This is a genomic window from Nostoc sp. 2RC (genome assembly GCF_014222165.1).
Lineage (GTDB): Bacteria > Cyanobacteriota > Cyanobacteriia > Cyanobacteriales > Nostocaceae > Nostoc > Nostoc linckia.
Genome location: NZ_JACKZU010000162.1, coordinates 1 through 17,790, shown reverse-complemented (window position 1 = coordinate 17,790; position 17,790 = coordinate 1). Strand labels below are relative to the sequence as shown.

Here is a 17,790-nt window from a genome sequence, read left to right as displayed (position 1 = left end):
CCCCCTTCCCTCACCTCACTTCAACCCCAACTCCTCCTTTAATGCCTCTGGCACATTAACTGCTGTGTCTAATCCCCGTACGCTTTCCCACTGCTGCTTTTGACCCCAGGTCATTTGTTCCATGTTGGCGTCGCTGAGGTCAGCACCTCCAAGAATGGCGCTACTGAGATTACTATGGCTCAGATTTGCACCATTGAGCATCGCACCACTGAGGTTACTGCCGCTGAGGTTGGCATTATTTAGGTTGGCATAGCTGAGGTCTGTGCCGAAAAGTATGGCGTCGGTGAGGTCTGCACCACTGAGGTCGGCGTCGTTGAGAATTACACCGCTAAGGTCGGCTTCGTTAAGAGTGACTCGACTCAGGTCTGTGCTGCTGAGGTCTGCACCTAAGAACATTGCACCGTCGAGTCTGGCGTTGTTCAGCTTAGCGCCGTTGAGTTTGGCATAACTGAGGTCGGCGGCGACGAGGATGGCGCTGTTGAGATTAGTACTGAAAAGAATTGTGTCGCTGAGGTTCGTACCGTTAAGGATGGCGTGACTCAAGTCAGCACCGCTGAGGTCACTACGGCAAAGGTCAGCATGGCTGAGGTTGGCGCTGCTGAGGTTGGCGTCACTCAAATTAGCACCAAAAAGGATGGCGTTACTAAGGTCAGTACAGTTGAGGTTGGTACTGCTGAGGTCGGCGCGGTTGAGGTCGGCGCTTTTCAAGTTGGCACGAGTGAGGTTAGCACTACTAAGGTCAGCGCGGCTGAGGTTAGCACCGCTGAGGTTAGCACCGCTGAGGTTAGCACCGCTGAGGTTGGCGCTGCTGAGGTCGGCACCGCTGAGGTTGGCACCACTGAGGTTGGCTGCGCTGAGGTTGGCATCGCCAAGGTTTGCTGCGGTCAGGTTAGCACCGCAAAAGTTGACTCCTGTTAAGTTGGCATCCCCAAGGTAAGCACGGCTGAGGTTGGCGTTGCTAAAGTCTACCCCGGTGAGGTTAGCATCGCCGAGGTAAGCACCGATAAAGTTACCACTTTTGAGAAATTGCCCGATTATGGTGCTAAAGTTCCCAATTGCTAGGGCATCGCTGTAGTTAACAATTCGCAGTAGTTCGGATGTGAAAAAATTATCTGTGTCTGGTTGAGCTGAAGGATAAAAAATAATTTTTTGTTTGAGTCGGTCTTGTTCTTGGGCGTAGCGGTGTAACTCTAGTAGTAAAATCAGGACGTTTAGCCCTGTATATATATCTACCTGTCTGAGTCCGATCGCCACATTTTTTGCTGCCAACTGTAACATTTTTTTCTGAGGTAGGTTATCCTCTGGTGTGGCATCAATAAATTCTCCCTGACACCAGCGACGATAAAAATCTTCTAACCGCCAAAAAAGTAGTTCTGGGTTGATTTTTCGATCTGTAACCACCAAAGCCATCAGTTGGTTGACTATTTCGGGTTTCAGCGCCGCTTCACCCAGTAAATTGTAAATCTCTTCATGTAGTTGGCGATCGCTAACTGCAAAGCATAACCCAGCAGGTTGCCTACTCAATATCTTTTCGTCTATGTTAGAGTTCTCAGTTTTCCCTGTTAATGTCCATTTTTGGATACTTTTTTGCAGTTTTTCACACAATAAATATTCAGGCAAATAATCTTGAACAAATTTAAGGCTTTCGTCTGGTTCTTTAATATTTTTTCTTAGAGGCAAAACTGCTTCGGTTTCCAAAGATGCAGTTTTTGACATCTGTTGTAACCTTGTACCCCTCACATAATTTATCAGCAGTTTCCAGACTTGAGATAAATATGTTGACATTTCTGTGTCCGTTGATACATTTAAAGTAATTGTTGCGATAATCCTTAACTAAGTTAGTTTTGTTCCCACAATGAAGATACTCGTATAAATATTTACTATTATATGCTTTCTAAATTTGTAGTGTGACTTGTCATAGGTATTGCTAGAAGGCGGTTTCAGCCTAAAACTGATACTGTTAATGTCAATGAATTGTCAAGTGAAAAATTATTTCAAAAATCACATAATTTTGCGGTCTTGACAAATTCGTTATATTTTTTTCCCACGATATTTACTGGTGTGATGTAAAAATAATACTTACTCTTTGTGAGAGACGCAATTATTAGGAAAAATACTACTGCAAAACAACACAAAAAATCGAAAAAATGACAATTAAAATTGAAGTCAAACTTTGCTGCTGGATATAAAGCAGGTATTGAATCAACACCACAAGGGCTGCGTACCTTTGCAAAAGTTAAAACTTAACGAAAGATAGTTATTGGGGATGAATGCAATGACCAGATTTGGCTTTTATGTGATTTTGTTACAAGGTTTGTTTTTAGGAATAGTAACGACTAATGCCAAGTCATTGGCTGTGAATAAAGTTAATTCGGAGTTATCTAGCGAACATCAGACAGTATTAGTCACAAACACAAGTAAACAAAACTCTCATCACCCTTCAAAGACCGAAACTTTTTCCAACAAAAACTCAAGCTTATCACTAAAAAATAGCAATAGCCGTCCCCAACAGAGACTAGCAGCAGGGCAAGTTTGGGTAGTTAATCAACATCAACAGGTAGAACCTCAACCCTTTATGTGGGTAGTAAAAGACCTAAAAAAAATAACACAGCAACCATTTTTGCAAGTTATCAAACCATCACAAAAACCGAATTCCAAACCGAATTCTAGTACTAAACCAGAAGCAAAGGGTGATTTACAAGCCTTTGATGAAGTAATCAAAGATACTGTGAAGCAGGGAGGATTGTTTACCCTTTATCAAAATAAAGAAAAGAATAAAATTTATTTAGAAATTAAACCAGAGCAACTAAATAAAAATTTTCTGGCGGCGGCAACCTTGGAATCGGGCATTGGCGAACGGGGTATTTACAGTGGGATGCCTTTGCAAGATTTTTTATTTTATTTCCGGCAAGTGGATAATAATTTACAATTTGTGATTCGCAATGTCAATTTCCGGACTCGTGAGGGAGATCCGCAGGCGCGATCGCTTGCCCGTTCCTTTAGTGACTCTGTTCTCTACAATATTTCTATTAAAAGCATTCATCCGCAACGCAAAACCATTCTCATTGACCTGGGGGATTTGTTACTCACAGACTTAGCGGGATTATCTTCGAGTTTAGGAGTTCCAGGAACCACAGACCAATCATATTTCGGTAATTCTAAAGCTTTTCCCCAAAACATAGAAGTTGAATCTGTGTTAAATTTCTCCGGTGGTAGTGGTAAAGACAGTGAAGTGCCAAGCTTTGCCTCACTAGCTGATAACCGTGGTTTTACGCTACGCATCCACTACAGCCTCTCTCAACTTGCCGATAATAATTATCGCCCCCGCATTGCCGACGATCGCATCGGCTATTTTATCACCGCTTACCAAGATTTATCCAAAGACGATCGCGGCGATTCTTTCGTGCGTTACATCAATCGCTGGAACTTGGAAAAAGAAGACCCAAAAGCAGCAATTTCTCGTCCCAAAAAACCGATTGTCTTTTGGATTGATAACGCTGTGCCCTTAGAATACCGCGATGCCATCAAAGAAGGCATCGTTATGTGGAACAAAGCCTTCCTCAAAGCCGGATTCAAGGACGCCATTGAAGCCCGCCAAATGCCAGATGATGCCACTTGGGATCCAGCAGATATTCGTTACAACACGATTCGCTGGATTAACACGGTAGACGGATACTTTGCAATGGGGCCATCGCGTGTTAATCCATTGACCGGAGAAATTTTAGATGCAGACATTATTGTAGATGCTAGTTTTGTGCGGGCACTCAAGAATGAATATCGCAAAATTATCCAACCCAACGAAGTACAAAATACACAAAATACCACTACTTTAACGGCATTGATGCAAAATCGTTTACTTTGCGCCAATGGTTTAAATGCCAAAGATCAGAATGTACCCCAGCAAAATCAAGGGTTTTTGCGTCATTTATCTAAAATGGCAGGGGAGTACGATTTGTGTTACGGCATGGAAGCAGCGAATCAATTTGCCTTTGGTTCCTTGGCAATGTCACTGCTGCCAGATACTACACCCAATCAAATCCAGGTGAAAGAATATATTAACCAATATTTGCGTTTAATCATCGCCCACGAAGTCGGACATACCCTTGGTTTACGCCATAACTTCCGTGGTAGTACCTTGCTACCACCAGAAGAAATGAATAATACAGAAATTACCAAAACTAAAGGTTTGACGACTTCGGTAATGGATTATATTCCCCCAAACATTGCCCCCCAAGGTACAAAACAGGGAGATTACTTTCCTAGTATGGTGGGGCCTTATGATGAATGGGCGATTAAGTATGGCTACATACCAATTCAGACATCAAATGCAATAGGAGAAAAGCAAGTTTTACAAGAAATTGCTGCACAATCTTACAAACCTGAATTGAGTTATTCCACCGACGAAGATGTGTATGACCTCGACCCAACTGCTGATGCCTGGGATAATAGCGGCAACGTGCTACTTTATTCTCAGTGGCAATTGAATAATTCCCGTGTTATGTGGGATCGTCTGGATAAACGTTTCCCAGTGGATGGAGATAGTTACAGCGATGTCAGCGAACGTTTTACTACAGTATTGGGTAACTATTTTCAGCAAATATACTACACCACAAAATACATCGGCGGGCAGTCTTTCTACCGCGTCCGCCCCAACGAAATCCCCTTGGAAGTTAGCCAACGCCGATTACCATTTGAACCAGTACCAGTAGATCAACAACGTCAGGCTTTAGAAACACTGCAAAAATATCTATTTGCCGAAGATGCCCTCAGCTTTTCCCCAGAACTACTGAATAAATTAGCACCTTCCCGTTGGCGACATTGGGGTAGTTATCCCCAAGTTGGTCGCTTGGATTATCCAATTCACGATTTAGTATTATTGTTGCAGGGTTCTGTGTTGCGAGATTTACTCTCTGGCGATCGCCTTTCGCGTCTCAAGGATATCGAACTTAAAAGTAAGCCAGAAAATGCATTGACTCTTCCAGAATTATTTGACACATTACAGTCAGGTATTTGGACGGAAGTCATCAAACCAAAAGGTAAACCAATGAAGATTGCTAGCTTGCGGCGAGGCTTGCAGAGAAAGTATTTAGACATTTTAAGCAATATGGTCTTGCGAAAAGAATACGTTCCAGAAGATGCTCGCACTTTGGCATGGTATAAACTCAAACAGTTGGATGAGAAACTCAAAGATGTTAATTCTGATGATGAATATACCAAAGCGCATATTCTAGAAACACGCGATCGCATTGAAAAAATCTTGAATGCGCCGTTACAAGGAAATTAAAAAAGTTATAGGTTAGGAGTTAGGAGTTAGGAGTTAATAGTAAAATTCCTAACTCTTATTGTTCGCTGAATATTTTGGCAAAATATATATAGAAAGTCCATACAAGTTGAGAAAAAAGTTGATGTCAGCAGTTAGATAGTTAAATGCAGAGGGCAACATAATAAACAGTTAAACTACAAACAAGAGGTTTATTGTTTGGCAACTGTTCAAGATTCTTTGGTAATAGCTAATCCGTTGCCATCGGGTGATGGATACACATGGACTCTTGCCTCTCGGTTGGGTGAGATGATTTTGGAAATTGAGGCACAGTTTGGTAAACGCGATCGCTCTTGGACTATTCTAGGAATTGAGTTTTGTGATACTGGGCCTCAAACATGGTTCCCAGGAGACTGTGGGCATATTATAATTCAGCTTGGTCTTTCAGCAAGAGAAGATTTAGTTCAAGCCTTATTTCAGCTAGCCCATGAATCTGTTCACCTTCTCGATCCTGTTGTTTACAATTTTGGAACTGTTTTAGAAGAAGGGTTAGCAACACATTTCTCACTCCAGTACATAAAGGAATTTCACCCTCATTACACCACTTCTGATCCGAAGTATGCCGCAGCCGCGAGATTAGCAGCACACTTACTAGATATTAATCCGACAGCCATTAAGGAGCTTCGCTCAAGAGGTATCAAAATTGCAGAAATTAGTGCTAGTCAGCTTTTGGCAGTGTGTCCCAAGTTGCCAAAGTCGATAGTTCTTGCTCTTGTTACACCTTTTCATGATTGGATAGAGTGAGCAATTATTTCTTGCTCTGTTAGTTTTCAAGTATCATAACTATTTAAGAGTTTTCTAGCGAAGTACTTCCATCCTACTTTAGGATTAAGAACGCTTGGTGCTGCTCACTTTACTCATTTAAATTTACAATTGAGGAGGGATAGATACACCCAGGAAAAAGCTAATGACATTCCAAAACTTGCAAAAACAGGCGCTACAATTATCGACTAGCGAACGTTGGCAATTAGTCCAAACTTTGCTGGAATCCTTGCAGCAAGAAACCCGCCCATTAAAAAATAAAGGCAACTTGTCCCGATTGCGGGGGATTGCAAAAGGTTCTGATGCATCAGGTAATGAAGATATTGCAGCAGAATATATTACCTATCTTACTGAAAAGTACCAGTAATGCGACTTTTGATCGATACTAATGTTGTTCTTGATTTTTTGCAAGAACGAGAGCCTTTTGTCGAGGATGCAGCAAGGCTATTTGAGAGGATTGATGCTGGTGAAGTTGAAGGATTTATTGCAGCAACAACAATCACTAATATATATTATATTGTTCGCAGAGCCGCAGGGATGAAAATGGCTCAAGACGCAATTATTCAAGTTCTAACAGACTTACACATTTGTCCGGTTGAACGCACAATTTTAGAACAGGCGATCGCATTAAATTTCGGAGATTTTGAGGATGCAGTACAGTGTGCCTGCGGAATGGCGTATGGAGTTGATGCAATCATAACTCGTGATGCCTCTGGTTTTGTCAATGCTCCGATTCCAGTGATGTCACCTCAAGAATTAGAGAAGATATTAGCTAATGAATAAAACTTTTACTTTTCCCTTGTTCGGTGAGACAGCAGGGAAAGAATTAACTATCCCTGCATATCTGTTTTCTCCTAACTACTCAAAGCTTTTAAAAACCGTTGTAAACTCTTAAACACATTGGGCTTTCTTCCTGGGACAGCGTTGGTTGTTGTTTGGGGTTGTCCCTTCATCAGGATAAGATCCAACTCATCACCCGATGGTTTTGTGGGTAATTCGGCAATTATTTGATATTCACCAGCATTTTCTACCCAAATTTGCCACTGTCCGGGATAGCAGCGATATAAGGCTGTTTGGTCGTCTATGGGCCGCAGGTAATAGGCGGATTCAATGGTATTAATGAAGCGATCGCGGACTTTTCTAGCTGCGTAACCAATACCCACAGTTCCCGAATCTTCCAGGCGGGGATTTAAAAATACTAAAGGGCGATCGCCAATTTCATCACATAATTTTTCTAGCTGCGGTACTTCTACGGCTGTCGGGGTGATAAATAAGAAAATTTCATCCTCTGGCTGAATTTTTGTTTGCAGCGAAGCAGCCCTCCCCGTTCCGATATCTAAAATTTTAAATGGTGCGTCAGCCCAATCACGGCGGGCTAAGGCCGCAGCCCCAGCATCAGCAAAGAAAATCTTCAAGCGAGAATCGTATTCAGCAAACAACGGCACAAATTGTTCCGCCACAGGCATCACTTTCAGTTCTGGGAACAGGAAATCAACTTGTAGGCGATTACAGCCATCTGCAAGGGCGGCTTTGACAGCTGTCTGAGATTGGGCGATGGCATCTTCAAGACTATTGGGAAGTTCACTCATGATTTATTATCGTTGGTTTAGCATTACTTCTATTGTTCCAGCATTGGCTGTGATTTTCGTTAGCACCAACACAAACCCAATGTGAAACCCTTGCTAAAACATGATTTGAAATTTTCTCGCTTCCCATCACCATCCACGTCACCCCACCCCTTAACAAGATGCATCTGGTGAATAGAGGGTCAGATCCCTCGTCTAGCCACAAATTAGTAGAGACGTAGCAATGCTACGTCTCTCATGTTTTTCATCCCTTCCCCTTTACCCTTTACCCTTTACCCTTTACCCTTTACCCTTTGGGTTATTAGACTACTAGCCACCATCATTCACAGCTTTTTTTGGTATGAAATTAGTTATTAGCTGCTAGCTGATTCTGTTTATATTTTTCTGGATCGGTTCGGAGATCCACGTACAAGAAATCAATACTTTCTTTTTCTAAGATTTCTAAGATAGCTAAATTCAAATTTTTCTCAGCATCATAGTAAAGCTTATCATCATTAACAAAGGCAACAATGTTAATGACACGAGCATTATTTTCAATTCTGGAAAAACGGACAATTATCTCTTGCGATAATCCCTGAATATACGAAGGTGTTTCGCGAATAGCATTGCAAATTTTGGCAGTTTGTTGGGCGGAAATATTATCAATTTTGAGAGTTAAACTAATACCCCACTTTAATTCTTCACCAGGATTTTGTGACCAATTTTCTACAATTCCGGTAATCATCCTAGAGTTAGGCATTTTGACAATGGAACCCCATTGGTAGACATGCAAGGTTGTAGTTCTAAATCCAATATTCATTACCTGTACAAAACCCTGCAATCCTGAAACCGAAATCCAATCTCCTTCTCTATAAAGAGAATCAGAGTAGATAATAATTGTACAAAACCAGTCATAGACAATATCTTTCAACAATAAACCTAAAGTAATACCAGCACCACCTAATAGACCAAGCAGTGCCCCAGAGGATTGTCCAAAAAATATTTCACTAACTTTAATAGCAATGACTACAATTGCTGCCGATTGAAATATTTTCGGCATTAAGGGTCTAAGTAATTCATCTAAATCGGTGTCAGTATGTAGTACTAAATTAGCAATTATCTGACCCAAAATAGAAGAGGAGCGATAAATAGCATATGCTATGATAAAAACTACTATTAAATTCAGCGTTCTACCGATTACTTCGCTTAATTGAAAACCTAATTCCTGAGACAAAATTTCCTTAGAAATCCACAGTCCCGCAATTAGAATTAACCAGCTTAAGGATGGCTTTATAATCGCTACTAACTCATCATCAAGGTCGGTTTTGGTTTTTCTAGTGAAGCTTTCAATTGTTTTAACTATAATTGCAACAATAAATATTCTTAAGGTTTGTGCAAGTGTCAAAATAATGATAATGGCTATTATTTTGCCAATCGGTACACTAGAATAGTTGAGATTTTTCAGCGTGTTCCAAAAAAATTCCATAGGTTTCTGCAAATCAACAAACATCAATAATTTTGAGATACATCCAAAATTATAAATACTAAAATTTATCTACTATTTGATAGCAGCTAAAAAATGATTTATGAATCAAGTTTTAATTCAATATTCTCAAAGTAGCAACCTTAAAAATTCAGATAAATAAGGTTAAAAGAATATTACCAAAAACAGTAAATATATGATACTCTTTGATTTTTAAGAAAAATGAATTTTTTGCCTAAAATTTTGCTATATTGTTACTCAACTTTAATTTCAGTATTTATCAAACAGAATAAAGGCGTCAGTCGTCAGGAGTCAGTTGGGTATTTTGTACGACTGGCAGATCGATAATCGGCGTTTTTGCACCCCCACCAAATCGTAGATTTGGTGGTCTTCTCCCAAGGGGAAACACTACAGGAACAATCAGTGGCGAGTCTGAATCCCCTACTGAAAGATTGCTGCATTCTTTTAGCGGTAGCGGGGTGTTTAGCCCATTCTGAATTCTGTATTCTGAATTCTGTATTCTTCTTCAATATTCAGATATAGTTAGACAAAATTTACTTTTTAGAAAAAGAAATATATATTTACAAATAGAATTCTTGTAGGGTGTGTTAGGCGTATATTTTCGATATCATTGGTCACGAAATAACTATCTTAGTGCCTAACGTACCACCGTATGGATGGTGCGTTAGAGCTGAATTTCATTGTCTCTAAATCCCAAATCTTTTCATAGCTGTAACACATCCTACTTAAGATTTACTTTATAAATAGTCTCTCAGCAACGCCTGAAATTTTAGTTAGAACACTCAACGCTTGATAATAGATAAATCTGGGGTTAGTCTCTTTAAAACTTGCTTCAATACCATTGTTGTCCAATCAATATCGGCTTCGGTGGTATCGCGTCCTAATGTGATGCGAATTCCACCCAAGGCGGCTTTTTCGGAATAACCCATTGCTAACAATATCGGACTTGGAGTGAGTTTACCACTGTGGCAAGCAGCACCGGCACTGATACCAATACCGGCAAGATTTAGCTGTCGTACTAAGGTTTTACCGCTGAGTTTTTCGCCATCAGCGTATTCTAAGCACAGACTCACATGATGAGGTAAACGATCGCAGGTATCCCCTGTAGGAATTAAACCAGGAATTTCAGCTAATTGGTCAAAGGCGCGATCGCGTAGCTGAATCAACCGTGGTGTTTCTTTTGGTAATTCCTCTGCTATTAATTCAGCTGCAACACCAAAGCCGGCAATTATCGGTACTGCTTGTGTACCAGAACGCAATCCCATTTCTTGCCCGCCACCACATAATAAAGGCATCAATTCCACACCAGGACGGACATACAGCGCCCCTACACCTTGGGGGCCATAGATTTTATGGCTGGCAAGACTAAGTAAATCTACTGGAAGCTCTTGTACATCTATGCCTAAACGTCCCGCAGCTTGCACTGCATCTGTATGGAACAAAGCACCATGCGATCGCGCAATTTTTCCCAATTCTGCAATTGGTTGTACAGTGCCAACTTCACTTTGACCGTAAATTATGGAAACCAACACTGTATTATGTTGCAATGCCGCCTTTAAGTCCAAGGGGTTGACTTTACCTTTGGTATCTACATCTAAGCGTGTAACTTCCCAACCCCATATTTCCAACAATCGCGCTGTCTCAGAAATTGCAGAATGCTCGACACTGGAGATAATTATATGTCGCGGAACAGTATACAAGCGAGCGACACCCATAATTGCTAGATTATTTGCTTCAGTACCCCCAGAGGTAAAAACAATCGATTCTGGAGTGGCGGCGTTAATTAAGCAAGCAACTTGGATTCTGGCTTGTTCCACAACCGTTGCAGCCCGTTTTCCCCACTCATGTAAGCTAGAAGGATTCCCCCACTGTTGAGTGAGGATTGTTTGCATAACTGCGATCGCTTCTTTGCGAGTGGGAGTAGTCGCACTGTAATCTAGATAAATTTGCATATAACCGATAATGATGAGAACACACGCTGGCAATAGACTGCTGATTTTTTTTAGCAAATCTGAGAAAATCTCTGTAATTTTGGATGTTCGAGTGAGTTTTTCTTGCCTGGGAAAGCTATTTTTTTACTTCATCTCATAACCCCAAATTTTGGGAATGATAAACATGTCCCCTCTCAATCCATTTTTAACAGATTACAGTGCAACTTTTATCTAGACAAAGGTTTTTTTTATATATCTTTTTACCGATATTTGCCCTCGCCGGTTGTCAACGAGTCCAGTCATCTAATAAACTTCTACCAGCTTTACCACAAGATCCCTTAGTTAAAGTTTATTTTAACCATTCTCAAGCTTCAGAATATCAAGAAGCTTACCGCCAGCAAACTCGGTTGGGAGATGACTTAGAAAAACAAATTGTTGATGCTATTTCTCAAGCTAAATCTACAATAGATGTAGCGGTGCAAGAATTACGTTTACCTAAAATCGCCCAGGCATTGGTTGATAGACAAAAAGCTGGAGTTAAAGTCAGGTTAATTTTAGAAAATACCTATAGCCGACCTTGGAGTAGTTTTACACCAGAAGAAGTAAGTAAATTAGATAAAAGAGAGCGAGAACGCTATCAAGAATTTTATCAATTCATCGATATTAACCACGACAATCAACTAACTCCCGCAGAAATAAATCAAAGAGATGCTTTAATAATTTTACAAAATGCAAACATTCCCTGGCTGGACGATAAAGCAGATGGTTCAGCTGGTAGTAGTTTAATGCACCATAAGTTTGTAATTGTAGATAATCGCATTGTAATTATTACTTCCGCCAATTTCACCTTGAGCGATACTTCTGGTGATTATACAAATCCTAGCAGTTTAGGGAATGCCAATAATTTATTGCAAATTGACAGCCCAGAATTAGCATCTTTATTTACACAAGAGTTTAACATTATGTGGGGCGACGGCCCAGGAGGTAGGCCAGATAGTCGATTTGGTCTTAAAAAACCACAACGCTTACCGCAACAAATCACATTAAATAAAACTAAAATTACTGTGCAGTTTTCTCCTACTTCTCCTACTCAACCTTGGAGTCATAGCAGTAATGGTTTAATTGGCGAAACTTTAGATTCAGCAACAAAATCTATTGATTTAGCTTTGTTTGTTTTTTCCGAACAGCGTCTAGCTAATATCTTGGAAAATCGACATCAACAAAATGTCCAAATTCGAGCTTTAATTGAACCACAATTTGCTTATCGTCCTTATAGCGAAGCATTAGATATGATGGGAGTTGCTCTCAGTAATAAATGTAAATATGAACTTGACAATCATCCTTGGAAAAATCCAATTACCACTGTAGGCGTACCTACATTACCAAAAGGAGATTTATTACATCATAAGTTTTCCGTTATTGATAATCGAACAGTAATTACAGGTTCTCATAATTGGTCTGATGCAGCCAATAACGGTAATGACGAGACACTTTTAGTCATTGAAAGTCCAATTGTTGCTGCTCATTATGTGCGAGAATTTGCGCGTCTTTATACCAAAATTAAACCTGGGTTACCACCAGGAATTCAACAGAAAATTCAAGCACAGCAAACAAAATGTTCTCAGGTAAAAATATCTTCCTAAAATTCAGTTTTTATTCACAAAACAATCGTTCATAACCCTGGCTTGTTTAATCACCAGGGTTATTGTCTTTAAAAAAGTTCAGTTGATTTGAAGACTTACGCACTGTCAATATTGTCATTGCAACCAAAACAAAGTGTAGGAAAGCAATCATAGCATCAGGGGGGATTACTACGCTATCTCTCGTAATCAGGAAATTACCTGATTTTTGCGTAAATCGTGTATTTAAAATATTTTCAGGTAATTCTCAGACAAAATTAATTTAATTGAGATGAATTACATATAAATTATAATTAGACAGGCTATCAAAATTGGGATAAAAATACAATAAAGGACAGCAAATTTTTGGCGATAACTAATTTCTGTAGGTTAGCCATAAGATAGAATGATATAAATAATTACAGGTTTGTAATAAGGACTAAAGTCCTTACTACGAACTATTTAGATTACTTCACACAGGTTGTTTTTTCCAGTCGTTTTACTTAGCTAAGAATTAAAACTTAATATAGCAGTCCTAAATCATTTGTGAAAATTCTATATCTCTTTTTCCTTTCTTCCCTTTGTGTCCTTGGCGTTCTTCTCTACGAGACGCTGCGCGTTGGCGAAAGCCTCTCGTAGAGAAGGCGGTTCGTTTCCTTACTTATATTTTTCACAACTCATTTAGGATTGCTATATACGCTATTCTTTACTCACAATTTTATTTTTCAAAACATTAAAGCAGTGAAGCAAATAAAAAAAAATTGGCTAAATTTAGACCCATTTTCATTACAGCTACGCCTAACACTTGGTATTACTGGCTTTTCGGCTTCAGTATTAGGTGGTGTGGCTACATGGACGAGTTGGAAAACCCAAGAAGTTTTAATTGATAATCATAAACATAATATAGAACAGATAGCTAAACGTTTACCGCGAGATGTACAAATTTATAGTGAAATGATGCAACCTGAAACCGGGTTACAGAAGGCTATCAATAACTTAACGAATCACAATACATTATTATGGGTAAAAAATTCGGAAAATCAAATTTTAGTACAATCTAGTACTTTAACTTTATTATCTAATTCTCTGGTATCGGAGTTAATGTCTTTAACGAAAATGCCAATTAAAGCACAAGTTTATCAAATTAATCAAAATTATTTTATTTTATGTGGTAGTTCTATAGAAGTGCAGGGTAGATTACTGGGGAATTTATTTATAGCTAAAGATATTACCCGCGAACAGAAAATGTTAGTGGCGATGGTACGGAGTTTAGTGATGATTAGCGTGTTTGCAATTATTATTTTAACAGTTGCGATCGCCATTTATATTAAGCATTCCCTACAGCCTTTACGTCAGCTAAATCAAATGGCTGCTGTGATTTCCCCAGAAGATTTAGGAGAACCACAATTATATCTCGATAATGCACCAAGCGAAGTTAAAGAATTAGCTCAAACTTTAACCATGTTACTGTCGCGTCTTTCGCAATCGTGGGAGCAAGAAAAAGAATTTGTTAGTAATGTTTCTCACGAATTACGCACACCTTTGACAATTGTACACGGTTACTTACAAAGCGTTTTACGACGGCAAAATAACTTAACTCAAACTCAACAAGAAGCTTTAGAAACTGCTGCATCAGAAGCCGAACGTACTATTCGTCTGCTACAAGATTTACTTGATTTAGCAAGAGCAGATAGTGGTCATCTACATTTTCAAATGAAATCTTATATTTTAAATGACTTAGTTGAAGAAATTGTAGTGATGGCAGAAAAATATAGCGATCGCCAAATTAATATTGAGTCTACAATTTATCCAATTGAAGCAAAAGTAGACTACAGTCGTCTCAAACAAGTATTACTGAATTTAATTGATAATGCTGTAAAATATTCGGAAGCTGGCACACCTATAATTTTTAAATTAGACCAACTTCCAGGTAAAGTAATTATTCAAGTTTGTGACAACGGTTATGGAATTCCCCTACAACATCAAGCACGTATTTTTGAAAGATTTTACCGCGTAGATGAATCTCGCTCTCATACCACTGGAGGTTCTGGTTTAGGTTTATCAATCGTCAAGACACTTGTAGAAGGTATGGGTGGTAATGTCAGCGTACAATCCAAATTAGAAGAAGGGAGTATTTTTACAATTACTTTACCAATTTAATTAAATAGAATTCAGAAGTCAGAATTCAGAATTCAGAAGTCAGAAGCCAGAACAGAGTTTTCAGTAAAGTGTATTACAGTTAAAATAAGATAAAAATACTTGTAGAGATGGCGATTTATCGCGTTTTTGAAACCCACAATTTTGTATAATTAGCCTTTAATCTAAGCGTATTTGTTTGTATCTGTCTTTTTATTTAAAAAGATGTTCTTTATTGACTTGCACGTTATTCTATATGTAAAAGTGCGGATTTTACTAACAAAGTCCGCACTTAAAACATATAAATTCTGACTTCTGAATTCTGACTCCTGAATTCTGAATTCTGACTCCTGACTCCTGACTCCTGAATTCTGACTCCTGAATTCTGACTCCTGAATTCTGACTCCTGAATTCTGACTCCTGAATTCTGACTCCTGAATTCTGACTTCTAACCTTTATCAGGAATATCAATTCTGGCTGTTCCAATAGGAATATCTCCGTTTAATCCAACTCTTTTCGCAGTTACTCCATAGAGTAAGATTTTTTCAAATGGAATTCTTCTTTGTACGCCAGTAAATTGTACTTCCACAGAACCACCAGAATTTACAGGCTGGTCAAAGGTGATTGACACACGTTCTTTATTAATCTCTGTTTTAGCTGCAATTTCTTGACCAGACTGGTCTATAATTCTAACTTTATCAAAGCTTTCCATCTGGGTTGGTAAGGAAATCATTAAATCTTGTAAAGACATGCCAACTACTGCTACTCTAATAAAATGAGTATCATTTCTGACACCAGAATTAGTGATATGAGGAACGTTTACCTTCAATGCAATTTGAGAAACTGTATGTGTATCAGAATTTGATTGTTGATACTTTACAGGTGTAGCTATAGCCGCAGCAGATGTAGTGAGTATTAAAGCAGATAAACTACCAAAAATTAAACCTTTCATTATTGAATCCTAGCTTTTGTATCAACTAAACTTCTTAATGATTAGATTCCAACATCACTATGAGTTTTAGCTAATGCATAAATTAAAGTATTCTGAGATTTCCAGGTGAATTTTATGAGAAAAATATTTTAATTGAGACGGTACAAAAAAGCTCGCAAAATCAGGTTTTACAGTTTTTCAGCAAAAATTATCACTTTATTCAGCAAAAACTCATTTTTCTGACGCTCATACATATTAAAGTGCGAACGATATATAAATTTTGGTATCAAATATATTACAGCTGGGTCAATTTAACATCTTTATTTTGAAATCATTTATTTAGGAGTAAAAAATGACAGCACACATTCTTTTAGTCGAAGATGAAGTCAAACTAGCGCGATTTGTGGAATTAGAACTGAGTAGTGAAGGATACAAAGTTAGCATAGCCCATGATGGAATTACTGGATTGACTTTGGCGCGGGAGTCGTCGCCAGATTTAGCCGTCCTTGATTGGATGTTACCAGGACTCTCAGGTGTGGAAATTTGCCGTCGTTTGCGAGCCACAGGTAACACAGTACCAGTAATCTTATTGACAGCAAAAGATGAAGTTAGCGATCGCGTCGCCGGATTAGATGCAGGAGCCGATGATTATGTAGTCAAACCCTTCAGTATAGAAGAACTACTAGCAAGAATCCGCGCTCATTTACGCCGTACTCAAGAAACCGACGAAGACTTATTACAGTTTGAAGACTTAAGCTTAAATCGCCGCACTCGTCAAGTATTTCGTGGTAAAAGAAGCATTGAATTAACAGCAAAAGAATTTGATTTATTAGAATATTTGCTTTCACATCCCCGTCAAGTATTTACCAGAGACCAAATTCTTGAAAAAGTTTGGGGTTACGACTTCATGGGTGATTCTAATATCATCGAAGTCTATATTCGTTATCTACGCCTGAAATTAGAAGAAAATAAGGAAAAACGCCTAATTCACACAGTACGTGGCGTAGGTTACGCACTGCGCGAGTAATACAATTTTAGATTTTAGATTTTGGATTGAGAATAGCTTTGATGAATCTTGATTTAGCGAACGTTCCCGCGTCTTTGCCATCACTCAATACAGTTAAGATAAACCTGTTTTTTCTTCCCCTATTCCCTATTCCCCATTCCCTGTTCCCTTACCTTTACAAACAAACTGTCTTAACCGAAGCATATTGCCCTATCACTGATGAATCGCACCATCAGGCATAATTGCTCCAGCTAAATTAGCACCAATTAGTTTAACCAGAAGCCTTTCACCAGAACGAATTCGCGCTCCAGTTAAATCCGCTCCCCGTAAATCGGCTCCACTAAGATCCGCACCAATTAAATTAGCAGCACGTAAATTTGCTTCCCTGAGATCCGCTAAAAGTAAGTTGGCTCGAAACAAATTAGCTTCAGATAAATTCGCTCCTCTGAGATTAACTTTGTGCATAAAAGTATCGCTGAGATTAGCACCGCTCAAATTGGCATAACTGAGATTTCTGCCAGATAAGTCTTTATTGCTCAAATTTGCTCGACTATAGTCTTTGCCACTCAAATCTGGATTGTGCTTTGACGGTGGCTGCTTAATTTGAGATGTTGTTTCATAATGAAACGGTGATGGCGATGGCTTCTGTGTGCTTTGATGCTTGGTTTTTACAGAGCGCAATTTTTCACGAGCTTCATTAATTGCTTTGAGCTTATCCTGTGCCTTTTGTTGTAAGCGGAGATTTTCCTTCGGAATGCGATCCGGATGCCAAACAAAGACTAAATCTTTATAAGCCTGGTTCACTTCCTCAAGCGTTGCCCCAGGCTCTAATTCCAAAATTCTATAGTACCGCTCCAGATCGCTCATACGTCATTTTGGTACACAATCAACTTAATTATGAGTTATGCAGCGGTCTATCGGCTGCATGTTTTATTATTTGGGCATTGGGCATTGGGCTTTCTAGGAAGTGTGGGAGGTGTGGGAGGTGTGGGAGGAAGGAGGGGGAAGCATAAATT

Annotated in this window: 13 protein-coding genes; 7 read left to right on the top strand and 6 right to left on the bottom strand. The window is 39.2% G+C overall.

Annotated elements, in window-relative coordinates; translation table 11 throughout:
* Positions 1-15: 15 nt before the first annotated feature.
* Positions 16-1,785, bottom strand: a complete 1,770-nt coding sequence (locus GNE10_RS18610) for a pentapeptide repeat-containing protein (RefSeq protein WP_185566461.1) — start codon at positions 1,783-1,785, stop codon at positions 16-18.
* 490 nt (positions 1,786-2,275) lie between these two features.
* Between GNE10_RS18610 and GNE10_RS18605 the strand changes: the two genes are divergently transcribed.
* From GNE10_RS18605 to GNE10_RS18590, 4 genes are all read left to right on the top strand, one after another.
* On the top strand, positions 2,276-5,284 hold the full coding sequence (locus tag GNE10_RS18605; RefSeq protein WP_185566460.1) for a zinc-dependent metalloprotease: 3,009 nt from the start codon (positions 2,276-2,278) through the stop codon (positions 5,282-5,284).
* Between the two features lie 195 nt (positions 5,285-5,479).
* The gene (locus tag GNE10_RS18600) at positions 5,480-6,064 is read left to right on the top strand and encodes a hypothetical protein (protein WP_185566459.1); all 585 of its coding nucleotides are present in this window, start codon (positions 5,480-5,482) and stop codon (positions 6,062-6,064) included.
* A gap of 163 nt (positions 6,065-6,227) precedes the next feature.
* Positions 6,228-6,449, top strand: a complete 222-nt coding sequence (locus GNE10_RS18595) for a hypothetical protein (RefSeq protein ID WP_185566458.1) — start codon at positions 6,228-6,230, stop codon at positions 6,447-6,449.
* Positions 6,449-6,865 carry a PIN domain-containing protein gene (locus GNE10_RS18590; protein ID WP_185566457.1) on the top strand — a complete coding sequence of 139 codons (417 nt, stop codon included), beginning with the start codon at positions 6,449-6,451 and terminating at the stop codon, positions 6,863-6,865. The genes GNE10_RS18595 and GNE10_RS18590 overlap by 1 nt, the downstream gene beginning before the upstream one ends.
* Before the next feature lie 71 nt (positions 6,866-6,936).
* Here GNE10_RS18590 and GNE10_RS18585 read toward each other — a convergent pair whose 3' ends face one another.
* The 3 genes from GNE10_RS18585 to GNE10_RS18575 all read right to left on the bottom strand — a co-directional run bounded on the left by GNE10_RS18585 (position 6,937) and on the right by GNE10_RS18575 (position 11,103).
* Positions 6,937-7,671 carry a DUF1995 family protein gene (locus GNE10_RS18585; RefSeq protein ID WP_185566456.1) on the bottom strand — a complete coding sequence of 245 codons (735 nt, stop codon included), beginning with the start codon at positions 7,669-7,671 and terminating at the stop codon, positions 6,937-6,939.
* A 343-nt stretch (positions 7,672-8,014) separates the two neighbouring features.
* On the bottom strand, positions 8,015-9,133 hold the full coding sequence (locus GNE10_RS18580) for a mechanosensitive ion channel domain-containing protein (RefSeq protein WP_185566455.1): 1,119 nt from the start codon (positions 9,131-9,133) through the stop codon (positions 8,015-8,017).
* An 800-nt stretch (positions 9,134-9,933) separates the two neighbouring features.
* Positions 9,934-11,103, bottom strand: coding sequence for a cysteine desulfurase family protein (locus GNE10_RS18575; RefSeq protein WP_185566454.1), 1,170 nt, complete (start codon positions 11,101-11,103; stop codon positions 9,934-9,936).
* Positions 11,104-11,300: 197 nt separating this feature from the next.
* On the opposite strand from GNE10_RS18575, the gene GNE10_RS18570 reads away from it, so the two are divergent.
* Both GNE10_RS18570 and GNE10_RS18565 read left to right on the top strand, forming a co-directional pair.
* On the top strand, positions 11,301-12,725 hold the full coding sequence (locus tag GNE10_RS18570) for a phospholipase D-like domain-containing protein (protein WP_185566453.1): 1,425 nt from the start codon (positions 11,301-11,303) through the stop codon (positions 12,723-12,725).
* Positions 12,726-13,442: 717 nt separating this feature from the next.
* Complete coding sequence (locus GNE10_RS18565) at positions 13,443-14,861, top strand: ATP-binding protein (RefSeq protein WP_185566452.1); 1,419 nt, start codon at positions 13,443-13,445, stop codon at positions 14,859-14,861.
* Positions 14,862-15,285: 424 nt separating this feature from the next.
* Here the strand turns inward: GNE10_RS18565 and GNE10_RS18560 are convergent, their stop codons facing one another.
* The gene (locus GNE10_RS18560; RefSeq protein WP_185566451.1) at positions 15,286-15,789 is read right to left on the bottom strand and encodes a DUF2808 domain-containing protein; all 504 of its coding nucleotides are present in this window, start codon (positions 15,787-15,789) and stop codon (positions 15,286-15,288) included.
* A 331-nt stretch (positions 15,790-16,120) separates the two neighbouring features.
* Here GNE10_RS18560 and GNE10_RS18555 point away from each other — a divergent pair, with 331 nt between their 5' ends.
* Entirely contained in the window at positions 16,121-16,795 is a 675-nt protein-coding gene (locus GNE10_RS18555) for a response regulator transcription factor (protein ID WP_099069159.1), read from the top strand.
* A 192-nt stretch (positions 16,796-16,987) separates the two neighbouring features.
* Here the strand turns inward: GNE10_RS18555 and GNE10_RS18550 are convergent, their stop codons facing one another.
* A complete protein-coding gene (locus tag GNE10_RS18550; RefSeq protein ID WP_099069160.1) occupies positions 16,988-17,641 on the bottom strand; it encodes a pentapeptide repeat-containing protein in 654 nt (217 codons plus the stop codon).
* Positions 17,642-17,790: the final 149 nt, after the last annotated feature.